This window comes from Arsenicicoccus cauae (assembly GCF_009707125.1).
In the GTDB taxonomy this organism is placed as follows: Bacteria; Actinomycetota; Actinomycetes; order Actinomycetales; family Dermatophilaceae; genus Arsenicicoccus; species Arsenicicoccus cauae.
In genome coordinates this window covers 299950-316143 of sequence record NZ_WLVL01000037.1, presented here as the reverse complement: position 1 = coordinate 316143, position 16194 = coordinate 299950, and the positions used below count along the sequence as shown (strand labels likewise).

The window sequence follows — 16194 nt, the reverse complement described above, 5'->3', positions numbered from 1 at the left end:
CGCCTGTGACAACTCCGCGCACCGCACCAGGTGGTTTCCCCGTCGTCGGCATCATCGGGGGTGGACAGCTGGCTCGTATGACGGCCCCTCCCGCCGTCGGGCTCGGCGTCACGCTGTCCGTGCTGGCCGAGTCGGAGTCCGCGTCGGCCGCGCAGGTCATCCCGTCCTCGCCCGTCGGGGATCACACGAGCGTCGAGGACGTCGTGGAGTTCGCCCGCCGCTGCGACGTCGTGACCTTCGACCACGAGCACGTGCCTCCGGAGGTGATCGCCGCCGTGCAGGCCGCCGGGGTCCGGGTCGAGCCGTCGCCGGAGGCTCTCCTGCATGCCCAGGACAAGCTGGTCATGCGGCGTCGGCTGACCGAGCTCGGCATCCCCTGCCCGGACTGGGCCCACGTGACGAGCCGTTCCGACCTCGAGGCCTTCGGCGAGCGGGTCGGCTGGCCGCTGGTGCTCAAGACCCCGCGGGGAGGCTACGACGGCAAGGGAGTCCGGGTCGTCACCGGCCCGGACGACGCCCGCGACTGGCTCGACGCCGTCGAGGCCGCCGGTGCCGGTGGGACCGACAGCGAGCACGGGGCCACGATGGCCGACGGGCTGCTGGCGGAGGCCATGGTCGGGTTCACCCGCGAGCTGGCGGTCCTCGTGGCGCGCTCGCCGTCCGGCCAGGCCGCCGTCTGGCCGGTCGTGGAGACGGTGCAGACCGACGGGATCTGCACCGAGGTGCTGGCTCCCGCACCGGACCTCGACCCGGAGCTGGCCTCGCGAGCGAGCGAGTCGGCGCTGCGCATCGCGGGGGAGCTGGGTGTCACCGGCGTCATGGCGGTGGAGCTGTTCGAGACGCGTGACGGCGACGACCGTCCGACATACCTGGTCAACGAGCTGGCGATGCGCCCGCACAACTCGGGCCACTGGACCATCGACGGCTCGGTCACGAGCCAGTTCGAGCAGCACCTGCGGGCGGTCCTCGACCTGCCGCTCGGCTCGACTCGAGCGAGGGAGCGCTGGACCGTCATGGGCAACGTCCTCGGCGGCGACTATCCCGAGCTCTACGCGACCTACCGCCACCTGATGGCGCGCGACCCCGCGATGAAGTTCCACCTCTACGGCAAGGACGTCCGCCCCGGACGCAAGATCGGCCACGTCGACGTGAGCGGCGACGACCTCGACGACCTGCGGGCACGAGCGCGCCACGCCTGCGACTACCTCCAGGGAGTGATCACCGAATGACCCTGTCCAGCAACGTTTCTCCCGGCATCGCCGTCGGGCTCGTGATGGGCTCCGACTCGGACTGGCCGGTGATGGAGCAGGCGGCGCTGGCCCTCGACGAGCTCGGCATCGCCTACGAGGCCGACGTCGTCTCGGCGCACCGGATGCCGACGGCGATGATCACGTATGGCGAGCGGGCCGCCTCGCGCGGGCTGCAGGTGATCGTCGCCGGCGCCGGCGGCGCGGCCCACCTGCCGGGGATGCTCGCGTCGGTCACCCCGCTGCCGGTGATCGGGGTCCCGGTGCCGCTGAAGCATCTCGACGGCATGGACTCGCTCCTGTCGATCGTGCAGATGCCGGCCGGGGTGCCGGTCGCGACCGTGTCGATCGGGGGCGCGCGCAACGCCGGCCTGCTGGCCGCGCGCATCATCGGCTCCGGCACAGGTGAGGAGGCGCGGCGCGTGCGCGAGGCGATGGTGGCCTACCAGGCGGCGCTGCGCGACGAGGCGCACGCCAAGGGCGAGAAGCTGCGCGAGCGCCGAGCCTGACCAGCAGCCCCGCCGGCGCCGGCCCCACCAGCGCGGTGACGCGGCGGCGGGCACGGCGCGCCCTATGCTGGCCGTCGTGACCTCCGCCCCCCGCATCGCCTGTGTCGTCCCGTGCTACAACGAGGAGTCCGCGATCGCCAAGGTCGTCACCGACCTGCGCGCGTCGCTGCCCGAGGCCGAGATCTACGTCTACGACAACAACTCGACGGACCGCACCGCCGAGGTGGCTCGCGAGGCCGGCGCGATCGTGCGCAGCGAGCCGCGCAAGGGCAAGGGCAATGTCATCCGGCGGGCCTTCGCCGACGTGGAGGCCGACGCGCTGCTGATCATCGACGGTGACGACACCTACGACGCGTCCCGGGCGCGCGACCTAGTGGACCTGCTCTTCGAGGGCCCCTACGACCACGTGCTCGGCGCTCGCCGCGAGACCGTCGAGGGCGCTTACCGCCCCGGGCACGCGACCGGCAACAAGATGCTGACCGGCGCGGTGCGGGTGCTCTTCGGCAACGAGGTCACCGACATGCTGTCCGGCTACCGCGTGTTCTCCCGCCGCTTCGTCAAGTCCTTCCCCGCGCTGTCGCGGGAGTTCGAGACCGAGACCGAGATGACCGTCCACGCGCTCAACCTGCGCATCCCCTCGGCCGAGGTGCCCATCGACTTCAAGGACCGGCCGGCCGGCAGCGAGAGCAAGCTGCGCACCTATCGTGACGGCTGGCGCATCCTGCGGCTGATCATGACCCTCGCCCGTCGCGAGCGACCGTCGCTGTTCCACGGCGTGGTCGCGGGCCTGATCGCGCTTGTCGGACTGGCCCTGGGCCTGCCCGTCGTCGCCGACTTCCTGCGCACCGGCCAGGTCGAGCGCTTCCCGACGGCCTTCCTCGCCTCGGCGGTGATGATCATCGCCGCGCTCGTGCTCCTCGTCGGCTACGTGCTCGACTCGATCATGCACATGCGGCAGGAGCAGACCCGGCTGACCTACCTGTCCTACGACGCCCCCCGTCGTCACCGACAGGCGCGAGACGTCGCCGACGAGCGCGGCTCGTCCCGCCACCCGGCATGACCCTCGGCCGGCGGCTCGTGGCGCTCGGGTGGCCCGCCCTGGCCGTGCAGCTCCTGCTGCCCCTGGTGCTTCTCGTCGGTATGACGGCCGCCATGGCCACGCCCAACCGCGTCGTGGTGCAGAAGCTCTCCCAGGACGTGGCGAGCAGGGTGTACGGACCGAGCTATCTCGGTGACGCCGTCGGTGGCCGGCTCGACCGGTTCACCGAGTGCATCGCGGCGAGCCAGGGGAGCGCCATCCGGGGTGACTACTCTCCCCTCGAGCGCGCCATCTCGAGCCCCCGGCTGCCGTCGTGCGACCAAGGCGCCGGCGTGGTGCGTGAGCTGGCAGCCCATGGGGGCAGCGTCCCGGGGGAGCACGACCACAAGCTCGAGTACTCGCGCTACTGGAACGGCTATGCCCTCGTCTCCCGCCCGGTCATCGCCCTGTGGGGTCTCGCAGGTGCGCGCCTCGTGTCCTTCGGCCTCCTCGCCGCGAGCGTCGTGGGCCTGTGGGAGGCCGTCCGGCGCCGTCGGGGAGGCCTGGCGGCCGTCGCGCTCCTCGCCCCGCTCGTGCTCGGCACCAACCTCGTCACCTCGCCGCTGGCCTACACGCACGCGCTATCGCTCGCGGCGGCCCTCGGCCTGGCCGCCGTCGTGCTCCGCTGGGGCAATCCCGTGCCGAGGCTCCTGGCCCTCACCGTGCTGTCCGGGGGCCTGTACGTCTTCATCGACTTCCTGACCAACCCCGGGCTCGCGTGGAGCCTCACCGCGGCGGCCGCCGTCCTCACCGCCCGCCGCGACGAGACGGCGTGGGGCCGGGTCGGCCGGCTCGTCTGCGGCGGAGCCGGGTGGGCGGTGGGCTACGGCGCCACCTGGATGGCCAAGTGGCTGATCGTCGGGATCCACTCGGGGTTCGGGGCGATCCGTCGTGAGATCAGCGAGGTGGGCGGCAGCCGGCTCAGCGGGACGATGGAGGGCCGCGTCGACCTGAGCCCCGGCGCCGCCGTCCTCAAGAACTGGCGCACCTGGATGGAGGTGCCCACCGCCGGCACCCTCGCCGGGGCCTGCCTGGTCCTGCTGGTCGTCGGGCTGGTCGTGGGCCTCGTCCGGCGCCACGCGTTGCTGGAGCCGCTGCTGCTGGTCGTCTGCGCCGCCATCGTGCCGGTGTGGTACGAGGTGCTCAAGAACCACAGCCAGATCCATGCGTTCTTCACCTACCGCAGCATGGCCGGCGCCGCGGGGATCCTGGCCATGGCCGGCGCGACGCTGCTCGCCTCTCGACGCGTGGGGTCGTCGCGACGGCATACAGCCGTATCGGAGCAGCCGTGAGGCGCGCCCTCCCGCTGCTCGTCGCCCTGGTCATCTCGATCGCGGGCAGCTGCTTCGCCGTGGCCCAGCCCCAGGTCTGGGGCGCGGACGAGGCCGCCCACCTGTTCCGGGCCTACCAGGTCTCGACGGGGGGCTGGGTGCCGCAGCGGCTGGAGGAGCGCGGTCCGATTCCCCGCTACGGCGGCCAGGTGCCTGCGTCCTTCGTCCGGCTCGCCGACTCCGGCACCGCGCGACAGTGGTCCAAGCCCCAGCGCGGTCCGGTCATGGGCAACCCCGACGCGCGCCGCCCCCTGCTGGACGCTCCCGTCGGCACCGAGACCACCGAGGCCAAGTTCGTCAACACGGCGGCCTACGCGCCGACCAGCTATGCGCCGGCCGTGGTCGGGCTGTGGACGTCCAGGCTGGCCGGCCTCGACGTGGGAGGGACCATCCTGGTCGCGCGGCTGCTCGGGGTCCTGACCGCGGCGGTCGCCGGCGCGCTGGCCGTCCGGCTCCTGCGGGGCACAGGCTGGGAGTACCTCGCCGCCGTGGTGGCCTGCCTGCCCAGCGTCATCTTCCAGGCCGCGACCGTCTCCGCGGACACCATGACCAACGCCGTCACCCTCGTGCTGGCGGCGTCCTTCGTGCGGCTCACGCTGACCGACTCCCCGCCCTCGCGCGCCGCCACCTGGGCCCTGGCCCTCAGCGTGCTCCTCGTCGGCGTGGCCAAGCCGACATACGCGCCGATGGCCCTGCTGCTGCTCGTGGTCCCGGCGTCCAGGCTGGCCTGGCGGCGGAGCGCGACCGGGCGCGGCCCCTCCCGAGCCGTAGGTGCCGGGGTCGTGGGGACGTCCCTGGCCGTGTCCGTCGGGTGGCTGTCGCTGGCTGCGGGCACCACAGCGGGGATGGGGGTGGTCTGGGACCCCCGGGACCCGACGGCCGTGCGTCCGGACGACCAGCGCGCCTTCGTCCTGGGGCACCTCCCCGAGATGGTGCGGATCGCGTACCGCACCCTCGCGGACAGCACCCCCAAGTACCTCCGCGAGCTCTTCGTGCAGACCGGCTACCAGGTGGAGGGCTCGGGAGGCGCCATGATCCTGGTGCTGATGGCGCTCGCCCTGGCGTGGTTCCTGGCGCCCCGGCCGGTCGTCAGCCGCGCTCGGCTGGCGACGGTCGCGCTGGTCGTCGCCGCCTCGGGAGCGTTGATCTTCGGAGCGCTGTACCTCTCGTTCACCCCAGTCGGGCTGTGGGCCGTGGCAGGCGTTCAGGGCCGCTACTTCTACCCGCTCCTGCTGCCGGCTCTGCTGTGCCTCCGGGCGCTGCTGCCGGCACGCCTCGTCGGTGATGGCGCGACAGGGGCCGACGACGGGCGGGTCGCCGCCAGATGGGTCGTGGGCCTGGTCGTGGGAGCCTGCGCCCTGGCCGTCCTCAAGTACGTCCTGCTCACCTGGGCCACCGTCTCCTGAGCCCCGCCGGACGGTCAGCTGTCGACCGGGGTCGCCGACCCGCGACCGGGAGGCCGGATGCCGTCCGTGGTCGCGCACGCTCGGAGCCTAGGCGCATGACTTCCACCCCCATCAGCATCGGCCGGCACGTCATCGACCGGGACCACGCTCCCTGCGTGATCGCCGAGATGTCCGGCAACCACAACGGCCAGCTCGAGCGGGCGCAACCTCCACCAGATCTACCAGGAGGCGCACACGCCCTGGGAGTGGCCCCAGCCGATCTTCGACCGGGTCCGCGAGCACGGGATGATCCACTTCTCCAGCCCGTTCGATCCGACCGCCGTCGGATTCATCGCGGGTCACGTCCGCCCGGGACACCCGGGCCCCCGCGCAGGGCGCTCGGGGTCAGGTGGGGTACGCCGCAGGTGGGGCCCGCGCACGTCGCGGGAGCCCCACCTGCGGGTGCCGTCGTCAGGACTGCCAGACGTAGGCCAGGCCCCCCGAGCCCACCTGCTGCTGGTAGCTCGTCCATCCGAGCAGCGATTCGTCGACGAAGGGGACGTCACGAAGGACGCCGTCCTTGGCCATCATCAGGGCGCTCGCGTACCACCCCGTGAATCGCTCGGGGGCGGTGATCTGCGAGAGACCGCCGAGGCTGCCGCCCGGGAGCGGGTCGTACACGCTCTTGAAGGAACCGGCGGCGACCCCCTGAGAGGTGTAGACACGAAGGGTCCCGTCGGCGCGGTTGCGGGCCAGCAGGTCGAAGTGGTTGTCATAGCTCGCGTCGCCGATCCCCAGGATCACGTCGAAGGCGCCCCACCCGCTGGACAGGGCCTTGCGAGGGAGGAACATGCCTGCGCCGGGCGAGCTCACCTTGCCGTTGCCGGGGTACAGCCACAGGACCCCGGCGGCGTCGCGAGCGACGAGGTCGGGCTTGGTGTCGCCGTTCCAGTCGCCCCCGAAGGCCGGGACGTACTGCTGCCAGCCCCCGCCGAGCGACAGTCGCGCCTGCAGGCCACCTGCCGCGTTGCCGCGGTAGAGCCACAGGGCACCGTTGGGCTCACGTGCGGCGAGGTCGCCGTGCCCGTCGCCGTCCCAGTCGCCGACCGAGAACACGTGGTTGTAGATCCCCCAACCCGACCCGAGCGACGTGCGGCCGGCCGACAGCGGCGCCTGGGGGTTGGTGCTGTTGCGGTAGAGCCACAAGGTCCCCGAGGCGTCCTTGGCCACCACGTCGTTGTAGCCGTCCCCGGTGAAGTCGGAGGTCGACTTCGGCGAAGTCTGGCGCACGTCGAAGTACTTGGCGATGGCCTGCGGGTCGGCGACGGAGGCACCGGCCCGGGTCAGCTCGGGGGTGGTGCCGCTCAGCCGGTAGATGCCGGTGTAGGCGTCGCCGTTCCCCGTCTCGGCCGGCGTGGGGTCGGTGTCGATGCGCAGGTAGTAGGCCTGGCGGTCCTGGGTGAGGCGCGGGTTGGACACCTGCTGGCCGACGACGCCCCGCCACCGGACCGTCGCCTCGCCCGTGGCGCTGACGACGACGAGGGAGGACGACCGGCCCGTGTTGCGGACGGCGGCCAGGATCGCGCCGTTCGGGGCGACCGACACGTCATAGGCGCCGGGCGCGCCGAGGGTGGACTGCGCGCCGGTGGCAGTGCTCGTGCGCACCAGGACGCTCGAGCCGTCGGCGGCGTAGCGCACGCCGACCGCGGTGGTGCCGTCCGCGAGGAAGGTGGAGCGTTCCGGCACGACGCTGCCCGTGGGGCGCGGGACGGTGGTCGTGGCACCGGTGTCGAGGACCCGCACCATCGTGCGCAGGGGCATGCCCTGGCTGTCGTACACCGTCCACAGGAGCTTGCGCCCGTCGGGGGAGAAGGACGGCTCGGAGTGGTAGTCCGTCCCGCCGGCGGAGACGGCGGTCACGGCCCCGGTGCCGTCCGCGCGACGCAGGACCAGGTCACCGCCCTGGTCGGCGTTGGCGCGGGTGACCGCGAGCCACATGCCGTCGGGCGAGAACGCCGGGGTCTCCGTGCCGGCGTCGGAGCCCACGGGGATCCCGGCCGAGGTGTCGTTCTGCATGAGCAGGGGGCCGTTGTCCCACGTCGACACGGCGAGGTCGGGCGTGCCGCGACCGGCGTCCTCGAACATCGCCAGGCCGTCGACCGGGGTGCCGCTCGGGTCGGCGAAGACGCAGGTCTGCGTCCCGGTGGAGAAGGGCACCACCAGGCGGTACGCCACCGGGGCGTTCGGGGCCGTGTCTCGGTCGACGGCGATGCCGGTGGCCCCCGCGGCCACCGTCACGGTGCGCCACTGGGTGCCGGTCGAGATGCGGCGCTGCACCGTGATGCTGCCGGTCGGGGCGGCCGAGGGCTTCCACAGCAGCGCGGTGCGGTCGCGCAGCTGGGAGAGGTCGATCTCGAGCGCCGCGCACTGCGGGCTGACCGCCGCGGTGGTGGCGCGGGCCGAGCCCTGCGTGGTGCCGCTCGACTTGCGTGCGGCGGGGCTCTGCTGCAGGCGACCGGAAGTGACGTCGACGGTCTCGGGGGCGGTGGACGGCCGCGCCGGTGCGGGTCGGAGCCGCTCGTGCGACGACGACGTCGTCATCCGGTCCCTGACCTTGTCGTGACCATCGACGGCGGAGGCGAGCCCGACGGTGGGCGCGCCGAGCGCGACGACGAGCGAACCGGCGATGGCGAGGCCCAGGCGGGACCTCCCGCGCTGCAGGCGATGACGCTGATGCATATCTCCCCTTGTTACTACGAGTGATGAATGATTACATAGTGTCATCCCTGGGAGAATTCTGGCAGGCGGCCGGCGAGAGTTGTTGGCCGGGGTGTCGCGGGGCGCTCGTTAGGGTGTCGGCCATGACCTCGGGACTCAGGCACCAGATGAGCTACTTCGACGCGGTCCGGGGTCTGTCCGCGCAGCTCGTCGTCCTGGGCCACGCCGCCGTGCTGGCCTTCCCGGTGCTGTTCGCCGTCCGCGGGACGGACGGCCGGTTGGGCGCCCGCCCGGACCAGTTCCACGTCCAGTCCTACGGCGTCGTGATCTTCCTGGTGCTGTCGGGCTACCTGATCACCATGTCGGTGCAGCGACGGCGTCGGGACCCTGCCTACGGCTTCCGGGCGTACCTGGTGGACCGGTGGGCCCGCATCTTCACCCCGCTGCTGCCCGCCATGGTCGCCGTCGTGCTCATCGACCGGCTCGTCTTCTCCGGCGGGGCCACCTCGCGCTTCATCGTCCTTCGTCACGACCTCACCACCGTGGTGAGCAACCTGCTGATGCTTCAGGACAACGCGGTGCTGCGCCAGGCGGCCGCCGCCACCGGCCAGCCGCTCGCGGCGCGATCCCTCGGCAGCGCCGCCCCCTGGTGGACGGTCGCCCTCGAGTGGTGGATCTACGTCGGGTTCGGGGTGGTCGCCCTGGTGCTGTTGCACCGGCCCACGACCGCTCGCGGCCTGCTGGCCCTGCCCGCGCTGGTCTTCGCGGCGGCGACGGTCCTCGGGACCGTGGAGGGAGGCAGCGGGCTGATGCTCGCCTGGCTGGTCGGCTTCGCGTACGCCTGGTGGGCACCCGCGATGCAGGCGATCCCGCGGTCCGTGCACGCCGGCCTCACGCTGCTGACCGTCCTGTGGTTGTGGTGGTGCTTCGACGTCGTCCACCTCGGCGTCTACGCCCCCACCGTGTGCGTGCTCACCGGCGTCGCCGTCGTGTCGGGCTTCCACATGCTCGACTGGTCCGCGGTCCTCGGCCCCGTGCGCAGGCCGGTGGCCTTCGTCTCGGAGTTCTCCTACTCGCTGTACCTCGTGCACTTCTCGGTCATGATCTGGCTGGTGCACCTCGTCGAGGGGCGCGTGACGGGGCCGGAGCTCTACGTCCTGCTCGTGGCCGCGGGCAACGGGGCGGGCCTGCTCTGGTGGTGGTCGTTCGAGCGCCACTTCGGTCGGGTCCGCAACGCCCTGCGCCCGCTGGTCACCAGGCGGTCCAGCCCCCGTCCACAGCGATCACCTGTCCTGTGACATAGGCTGATTCGTCCGACGCCAGCCAGCGCACGACGCCCCGGAAGTCGCCCTCGGTGGCCATGCGGCGCAACGGGGTCAGGCCCTCGTAGCGCTCCACGAACTCGTCGGCCTGGCCGCGCGCGATCCCGCCCGGCGCGAAGGCGTTGCACCGGACCTCGGGGGCCAGCACGGTGGCGAGATAGCGCGTCAGCTGGGCGATCCCGCCCTTGGAGGCCCCGTATGCCGCGGGGTTGCCCATGACGGTCCCGGCATACAGGCCCATGTTGGGGCCGACCAGGCCGTAGATGCTGGAGACGTTGACGACGCTGCCGTGACCGGTGCGTCGCAGGAGCGGGAGCAGCCGCCGGGTCAGGCTGAAGGGGACGGTGAGGTTGAGCCGCAGGGCCAGCTCGAAGGCGTCATCGGTCTGCTCCTCGAACGGGACGGCGTAGCCGGGCACGCCCGAGGTGCCGGTGAAGGCGGCGTTGTTGACGAGCACGTCGCACGCGCCCAGCCGCTCGACCTGCGACACCACCGACCCCAGGGCGTCGGCGTCGAGCAGGTCCGCCGTGACACCACGGTGGTCGCCGTCAGGCAGCTCGGCCAGGGCCTGGTCGACGAGACCGCCGTCGCGGTCGACCACGACCACCCGGGCACCCCCCTCGGCGAGAGCGGCGCACAAGGTGCGACCGAGCGGTCCGCCGCCGCCCGTCACGACCGCGGTCCGGCCCGTCAGGGCCGAGGCGCCGCCGCTCATCGTCCGGCCTGCTGCTCGTCGTCGGCGTCCAGCCACGGCAGCTCGAGCAGGCCGGCACCGAGCAGCGCCTCGATGAGCCGGAACTCGTACTCGTCGTCGATGGAGAAGGCCTGCGGCTCGGGGATCTCGTACATCCCGTGGCGTCCCTCGTCGAACCAGGACACCTGCAGACGGCGCACGAAGTCCGCGCGCCAGACGTAGAAGTTGCCGTTGATGCGCAGGAAACGACCGGTGTCCTGGCGGCGGGTCACACCCCTGCCCTCGGCGTAGTAGCGCTCCACGGGGCCCGACGGCGTGGTCTCTCGGACCCCGACCCAGGTCGGCTGAAAGGTCGGCTCGGACACGCTGATGACGCCGTCGAGGTCCGGTGACCCGTGCAGCTGCGAGATGGCCTCGGCGATCTGCTGCGGGACCCGCGAGGGGCTGGTCGGGTCGAGCAGGACGAAGACGTCGTAGGGCGAACCCTCCTGCTGCTCCACCGTCTCGAGCGCGTGCTGCATCACCGGGCCCATGGGGGTCCAGTCGGTGGCGAGCCGGTCCGGGCGCAGGAAGGGCACGTCCCCTCCGTGCGCGCGGGCCACCTCGGCGATCTCGGGGTCGTCGGTGGAGACGATGCAGCGGGTGATGCCCGGGCACAGGGCGGCGGCCTTGATGCTGTGGCAGATCAGGGGCAGGCCCGCGAGCTCACGGACGTTCTTGCCGGGCAGGCCCTTGGAGCCGCCCCGTGCGGGGATGACGGCCAGGACGCGCGGCGCCGCCACGCCGACGCCGTCGTCGGCATCTCCGGGGGCGGGGGCGGGGGCGGGAGCAGGGGTCGGGTCGGTCACGAGGTCCTCCGATCGGGACGGGTGGGGGTCGACCGGTGGTCGGCCCCACGGGCGCGGTCGCACAGACGCATGGTCTCGAGCGCCTCGGGGAGCGTGGGGGGCGCTGCGGGGTCCTCCTCGGCGCTGCGGTCGCCGAGGACCGCTGCGGCCTGACGGGCCATGACGACGTTGCGGTCGGCGTCGTCCGCGAACGCGTGCTCGTGCCGCCGTCCGTCGGCGCTGACATGGACCACCGTGTGGGACAGCAGGTCCCAGTCCAGGCGGAGGTCCGGGCCATCGAGGCTCAGGTGCCGGCGACCGGGGCGGGACACGTAGTCGAGCCGGGCCAGGACCCGGTCCTCGTCAGGCGTGGTCCAGGCGAGCGTGGCGGCCTGCTCGGCCGGCATCTGCAGTGGGCCGGATCGGTCCAGCGCCGCCCAGGACAGGTCAGGGGGGCCGAGGAGCGCCGTGGCGTAGTCCAGCTCGTGGACGAGGTCGCGCAGCACCCCGCCCTCGTCGGCGCGCGCCGAGTAGCTCTCGCGGTAGTCCCTGCCGGGCCGCCAGTCGGGGAGCCAGGACTGGCAGGCGACGTGGGCGGACAGCGGCCGGGCGGCCGCGCGCACGAGGCCGAGCACCAGGGCGTACGCCCGGTGGCCGCGCAGGGGGGCGGCCACGCGGACCCGGTCGGCGCGGTCGTGACGCGAGAGGGGGTCGGCGTCGACGGCGGCGGGGGACAGGGGCTTCTCCACCAGGACCCGGGCCGCCCCCGCGTCCAGCGCCACGAGCGCGTCGGCGACGTGCCGCCCGGTGTCGGTGGCCACGACGACGAGGTCGGCCGTGGCGCAGGCTGCCGGCCCGCCGTCGTCGCCCACCACCCCGTCGGCCTCGGGACGCGGCCGGACCGGCCAGAGGTCGACCGACAGACCCAGGGACCGCAGGACCTCGACGTGCCGCGCACCGATCGACCCGCCGCCTCGGACGACTGCGTGCACGGGCACCTCCTGGCTGTGATGTGCGCCCCATGCTGCCATGCGCCTCCGGGGCCGGCCGGGTCACACGCCGCCGCCCGGCGCTCGACCGGGGAGGGGCGCCGTCGCAACTATGCTGGGCGGGTGCCCGCACCCAGCCCTCAGACCGACGCCCGTTGGGCGGTGCTGGGGGCGGGGGGTCACGCGCGCAGCGTGGCGGACGTCCTGCGCCGCAGCGGGAAAGCGGTCGTCGCCGTGAGCGGAGCCCCCTCGGGGCCCTGGCCGGACGACGTCGAGCTGCTGGCCGACGACGCGCAGGCGCTGTCCTACGCCCAGCGCCACGGGGCCGCGCTCGTCCCCGGGATCGGCGCCAACCACGTGCGCCTCCGAGTGGTCGACCGCGCCCGGTCGCACGCCTGCGTGCCGCCCGTCGTGGCCACCACCGCCACCGTGGCACCGGACGCCGTCCTCGGCGACGGCACCGTGGTCCTGGAGCACGCGCACGTCGGTCCCCAGGCATCCCTGGGCCGGGCCGTCGTGGTCAACACGGCCGCTGTCGTGGAGCACGACGTCGTCGTGGGGGACGGGGTGCACGTGGCGCCGGGGGCCGTCGTGCTCGGCGGGGCGAGCGTGGGCGACCTGACCCTCCTCGGCAGCGGGGCGCGCATCCTGCCCGGCGTCCGCGTCGGGGCGGGGTGCGTGGTGGCGGCGGGCGCGGTCGTCATACGCGACGTCCCCGAGGGCGCCCGAGTGGCCGGTATCCCGGCCCGACCCATCCACGACCGGCAGGCCGAGCAGACCGAGGAGCAGCAGTGAGCGTGCGAGCAGCGAGCATCGGGGCGCGAACGATCCCGACCGAGCGGGACGTCTACGTCATCGCCGAGGCGGGGGTCAACCACAACGGCGACCTGGAGATCGCCCACCGCCTGGTGGACACCGCCGCGGACGCCGGTGCCGACGCCGTGAAGTTCCAGACCTTCGACGCGGCCAAGCTGGTGTCGAGCGTCGCGGCCACCACCCCCTACCAGCGGGACCGCGGCGGCGCCCAGGACCAGCGATCGCTGCTGGAGGCCCTGACCCTGCCGATGACCGCGTGGGCGGAGCTGCAGGCCCACACCCACGAGCGCGGGCTGGAGTTCCTCTCGACCCCCTTCGACGTCGACAGCGCCCACGCCCTCGCCGAGCTGGGCCTGCCCGCGATGAAGGTGTCCAGCGGCGAGCTCACCAACCTGCCCTACCTGCGCGAGATCGCCGCCCTCGGCGTCACGATGCTCGTCTCCACCGGGATGGCCACGGCCGACGAGGTCGCGGCCGCCGTGCAGGCCTGCTCCGCGGCCCCCGGGCTCGTGCTCTTCCACTGCGTCTCCGCCTACCCCGCCCCCATCGAGGAGTGCAACCTGCGCGCGATCCCGGCGATGCAGGAGGCCCACGAGGTGCCCGTCGGCTGGTCCGACCACACGCCCGGCCTGCAGACGGCCCTCGGCGCTGTCGCCCTGGGGGCACCCGTCCTCGAGAAGCACTTCACGCTCGACCGCACCATGCCCGGCCCGGACCACATGGCCAGCCTGGAGCCCGCCGAGCTCGCGGACTACGTGCGCTCGACCAAGGCCCTCGCCGTCGGGCTCGGCGACGGGGTCAAGGTGCGCCAGCCGTCCGAGCAGGACAATGCCGTGCTGGTCCGGCGCAGCTGGCACGCCGGGCGCGACCTCCGCGCCGGGGAGCGCCTGGAGGGCGCCGACCTGTCGCTCCTACGTCCCGAGGGGGGCATCAGCCCCGCCGTCGACATCCGCGGACGCGTGCTCGTTCGCGACGTCGCCGCGGGGGCCCAGATCGTCGACGCCGACCTCGCGGACGTCGCACCGCAGGCCGGGGCGGCCCGATGACGCAGGGATCCCGGACGGTGGCCGTCTTCGTCGGCACGCGGGCCGACCTGGGGCCGCTGTCGCCGGTCATCTCGGCGCTCGCCGACGACCCCGACGTCGAGCTGCACATTCTGACGGGCGTGGCCTACGACGTCGGCTCGCTCGCGTCGACGCTGCAGGACGTCGCGCCTCGCGCCCGGACCGAGGGGCGGCTGCACGCCCTCTGCCCCCCGGTCGAGCACCTCGACCCGCACGCCGTGGTCCGGCACGGCGCGCGCCTCGCCGAGGGGGCGGCGCGGCTGCTGCCCGAGCTGCGTCCCGACACGCTCGTGGTCCTCGGGGACCGCTGGGAGCTCCTCTACGTGGTGCCGGCGGCCTTCCTGCTCGGCATACCCGTCGTGCACCTGCACGGGGGAGAGGTGACCGAGGGGGCGGTCGACGAACGCGTCCGGCACGCCGTCACCAAGCTCGCCGACCAGCACTGCGTCGCGTCGCCCGACGCCGCCCGCCGGGTGCGGCAGATGGGGGAGCCCGCGGAGCGGGTGCACGTCACCGGAGCGCCCGGCCTGGACCGGCTGGCCTCCTCGACCGCCCTCAGCGACGCCGAGCTCGCCGACCTGCTCGGGGTGCCGGTCCTGCGGCCGCTCGCGCTGTTCACCTACCACCCGCCCACCGCCGAGGGCGAGGTCCCGGTCGCGCAGTGGGCGTCCGAGGCGCTCCGCGCGACCCTCGACACCTGCGGCACCGTGATCGCGACCCACCCCGGCCTCGACCCCGGCCGCGAGGAGATCCTCGCCGTCCTCGAGCAGGCCGCTCTCGAGCACCCCGAGCTCGTGGTCGTCGAGTCCCTCGGCAGCCGCTACCCCCGCGCCCTGCACGCCGTCGACGTCGTCGTCGGCAACTCCTCGTCCGGCATCATCGAGGCCGCCAGCGCCCACGTGCCCGCTGTCGACGTCGGTGAGCGGCAGCGGGGACGCCTGCGGGGCGACAACGTGATCCACGCCGCCGAGGGCTACGACGCCGTGCGGGCAGCCATCGAGCAGGCCCTGTCGCCCCAGGGGCGGGCGGCGGCAGCGGCGGCGGACAACCCCTATGGTCGGGGGGACGCCGCCGCGCGGGTCCTGGCGGTGGTCCGCCGGGCTCCGACGGGGGGCCGCACCAAGCCGTTCGCCGAGATCGAGGGAGCCGACCGATGACCGCGCGCGACCTGCACCGCACCTGCATCGCCGAGATGGGCACGATCCGTGAGGCCCTCGAGGTGATCGACGCGGCCGCGACCACGGTCGCGCTCATCACCTCTCCCGACGGCGTCCTGCAGGGCCTGCTCACCGACGGAGACATCCGGCGTGCCCTGCTGGCCGGCGCTGCGCTCGACGACCCGGCCCTGCCCTTCGCCACCAAGACCCCGTCCACGGTCAGCGCGGGTTCCCCCCGCGCGCTCGTGCTCGACCTCCTGCGAGCCCGCCACCTCAACGTCGTCCCCGAGGTCGACGAGGGCGGACGGCTCGTCGGGCTGCACACCCTCTTCGACGTGGTCGGCAGCGAGCCGCTGCCCAACGTGGCGGTCATCATGGCCGGTGGCAGGGGCACCCGCCTGGGCGAGCTGACCAGGGACCGGCCCAAGCCGCTCATGACCGTCGCCGGACGCACGATCCTCGAGTGGATCATCCTCAACCTCGTCGGCGACGGCATCCGCGAGATCTACGTCAGCGTCAACTACCTCGCCGAGCAGATCGAGGAGCACCTGGGGGACGGGTCCCGGCTCGGCTGCCAGGTGCACTACCTGCGCGAGGAGCCGCACAACCCCCTCGGCACCGCCGGCTCGCTCACCCTCCTGCGCGACCGCCGCCCGGACCTGCACGACCCCGTCCTGGTGATGAACGGCGACCTCATGGTCCAGTTCGGTGCCCAGGAGCTGATCGACCGGCACGAGCGCAGCGGTGCGCGCCTGACCATGGCGACCCGCAGCTACCAGCACGAGATCCCGTTCGGGGTCGTCGACTGCGACGACGCGGGCTTTGTGACCGGGATCAGCGAGAAGCCGACCATCAGTGTCGACATCAACACCGCGGTGTATGCCGTGGACGCCGACGCCCTCGAGCTCCTCCCGGACGGGCGTCCCAGCACGATGCCGGAGCTCGTGCAACAGTTGCTGGACCGTGGCGACCGCGTCGCCACCTGGACGATGTCATCGGATTGGATCGATGTGGGCACCCCCAAGGACCTTGCCCGCGCGAAAGGACAGGCGTGAAA

General features: G+C 73.3%; 14 protein-coding genes and 1 pseudogene. 11 read left to right on the top strand and 4 right to left on the bottom strand.

The features are described from left to right. Positions 1-5 precede the first annotated feature (5 nt). The 6 genes and pseudogenes from GGG17_RS10140 to GGG17_RS17185 form a co-directional block, all read left to right on the top strand. Positions 6-1229 (top strand): 5-(carboxyamino)imidazole ribonucleotide synthase, encoded by a 1224-nt coding sequence (locus tag GGG17_RS10140; RefSeq protein ID WP_288797874.1) that lies wholly within the window; start codon positions 6-8, stop codon positions 1227-1229. Next, the gene (gene purE / locus GGG17_RS10135) at positions 1226-1756 is read left to right on the top strand and encodes a 5-(carboxyamino)imidazole ribonucleotide mutase (RefSeq protein ID WP_154593556.1); all 531 of its coding nucleotides are present in this window, start codon (positions 1226-1228) and stop codon (positions 1754-1756) included. Before GGG17_RS10140 ends, purE begins: the two co-directional genes overlap by 4 nt. A 76-nt stretch (positions 1757-1832) precedes the next feature. Further along, complete coding sequence (locus tag GGG17_RS10130) at positions 1833-2816, top strand: glycosyltransferase (protein WP_288797878.1); 984 nt, start codon at positions 1833-1835, stop codon at positions 2814-2816. Continuing rightward, positions 2813-4126, top strand: a complete 1314-nt coding sequence (locus GGG17_RS16025) for a hypothetical protein (protein WP_195849195.1) — start codon at positions 2813-2815, stop codon at positions 4124-4126. The genes GGG17_RS10130 and GGG17_RS16025 overlap by 4 nt, the downstream gene beginning before the upstream one ends. Next, entirely contained in the window at positions 4123-5571 is a 1449-nt protein-coding gene (locus tag GGG17_RS10125; RefSeq protein ID WP_195849194.1) for a DUF2142 domain-containing protein, read from the top strand. The genes GGG17_RS16025 and GGG17_RS10125 overlap by 4 nt, the downstream gene beginning before the upstream one ends. A 216-nt stretch (positions 5572-5787) precedes the next feature. Beyond that, positions 5788-5847, top strand: a pseudogene (locus tag GGG17_RS17185) (hypothetical protein); the annotation flags it as partial. Positions 5848-6021: 174 nt separating this feature from the next. Here the strand turns inward: GGG17_RS17185 and GGG17_RS10115 are convergent. Then, positions 6022-8289, bottom strand: a complete 2268-nt coding sequence (locus tag GGG17_RS10115) for an FG-GAP-like repeat-containing protein (RefSeq protein WP_154593553.1) — start codon at positions 8287-8289, stop codon at positions 6022-6024. 122 nt (positions 8290-8411) lie between these two features. Between GGG17_RS10115 and GGG17_RS10110 the strand changes: the two genes are divergently transcribed. After that, entirely contained in the window at positions 8412-9566 is a 1155-nt protein-coding gene (locus tag GGG17_RS10110; protein ID WP_195849193.1) for an acyltransferase family protein, read from the top strand. Here GGG17_RS10110 and GGG17_RS10105 read toward each other — a convergent pair. From GGG17_RS10105 to GGG17_RS16920, 3 genes are read right to left on the bottom strand one after another with little or no spacing between them, the layout of a single operon-like run. Next, a complete protein-coding gene (locus GGG17_RS10105) occupies positions 9520-10305 on the bottom strand; it encodes an SDR family oxidoreductase (RefSeq protein WP_154593551.1) in 786 nt (261 codons plus the stop codon). The genes GGG17_RS10110 and GGG17_RS10105 overlap by 47 nt on opposite strands. Further along, the gene (locus GGG17_RS10100) at positions 10302-11132 is read right to left on the bottom strand and encodes an acylneuraminate cytidylyltransferase family protein (RefSeq protein ID WP_311966590.1); all 831 of its coding nucleotides are present in this window, start codon (positions 11130-11132) and stop codon (positions 10302-10304) included. Before GGG17_RS10100 ends, GGG17_RS10105 begins: the two co-directional genes overlap by 4 nt. After that, positions 11129-12103: a Gfo/Idh/MocA family oxidoreductase gene (locus tag GGG17_RS16920; protein ID WP_288797888.1), complete on the bottom strand. Its 975-nt coding sequence runs from the start codon at positions 12101-12103 to the stop codon at positions 11129-11131. The genes GGG17_RS10100 and GGG17_RS16920 overlap by 4 nt, the downstream gene beginning before the upstream one ends. A gap of 120 nt (positions 12104-12223) precedes the next feature. On the opposite strand from GGG17_RS16920, the gene GGG17_RS10090 reads away from it, so the two are divergent. Genes GGG17_RS10090 through GGG17_RS10075 form a run of 4 tightly spaced genes read left to right on the top strand, consistent with a single transcriptional unit; the run spans position 12224 to position 16192 of the window. Continuing rightward, entirely contained in the window at positions 12224-12895 is a 672-nt protein-coding gene (locus tag GGG17_RS10090) for a NeuD/PglB/VioB family sugar acetyltransferase (RefSeq protein WP_311966589.1), read from the top strand. Next, entirely contained in the window at positions 12892-13962 is a 1071-nt protein-coding gene (locus GGG17_RS10085; RefSeq protein WP_311966588.1) for an N-acetylneuraminate synthase family protein, read from the top strand. Before GGG17_RS10090 ends, GGG17_RS10085 begins: the two co-directional genes overlap by 4 nt. Then, complete coding sequence (gene neuC, locus GGG17_RS10080; protein WP_154593548.1) at positions 13959-15137, top strand: UDP-N-acetylglucosamine 2-epimerase; 1179 nt, start codon at positions 13959-13961, stop codon at positions 15135-15137. Before GGG17_RS10085 ends, neuC begins: the two co-directional genes overlap by 4 nt. Next, on the top strand, positions 15134-16192 hold the full coding sequence (locus tag GGG17_RS10075; RefSeq protein WP_154593547.1) for a sugar phosphate nucleotidyltransferase: 1059 nt from the start codon (positions 15134-15136) through the stop codon (positions 16190-16192). The genes neuC and GGG17_RS10075 overlap by 4 nt, the downstream gene beginning before the upstream one ends. Positions 16193-16194: the final 2 nt, after the last annotated feature.

Excerpts from the sequence above, each read along its gene's own strand:
- purE (WP_154593556.1), top strand. The coding sequence starts at position 1,226 with ATGACCCTGTCCAGCAACGTTTCTCCCGGCATCGCCGTCGGGCTCGTG.
- GGG17_RS16025 (WP_195849195.1), top strand. The coding sequence starts at position 2,813 with ATGACCCTCGGCCGGCGGCTCGTGGCGCTCGGGTGGCCCGCCCTGGCC.
- GGG17_RS10115 (WP_154593553.1), bottom strand. The coding sequence starts at position 8,289 with ATGCATCAGCGTCATCGCCTGCAGCGCGGGAGGTCCCGCCTGGGCCTC.
- GGG17_RS10110 (WP_195849193.1), top strand. The coding sequence starts at position 8,412 with ATGACCTCGGGACTCAGGCACCAGATGAGCTACTTCGACGCGGTCCGG.
- GGG17_RS10105 (WP_154593551.1), bottom strand. The coding sequence starts at position 10,305 with ATGAGCGGCGGCGCCTCGGCCCTGACGGGCCGGACCGCGGTCGTGACG.
- neuC (WP_154593548.1), top strand. The coding sequence starts at position 13,959 with ATGACGCAGGGATCCCGGACGGTGGCCGTCTTCGTCGGCACGCGGGCC.
- GGG17_RS10075 (WP_154593547.1), top strand. The coding sequence starts at position 15,134 with ATGACCGCGCGCGACCTGCACCGCACCTGCATCGCCGAGATGGGCACG.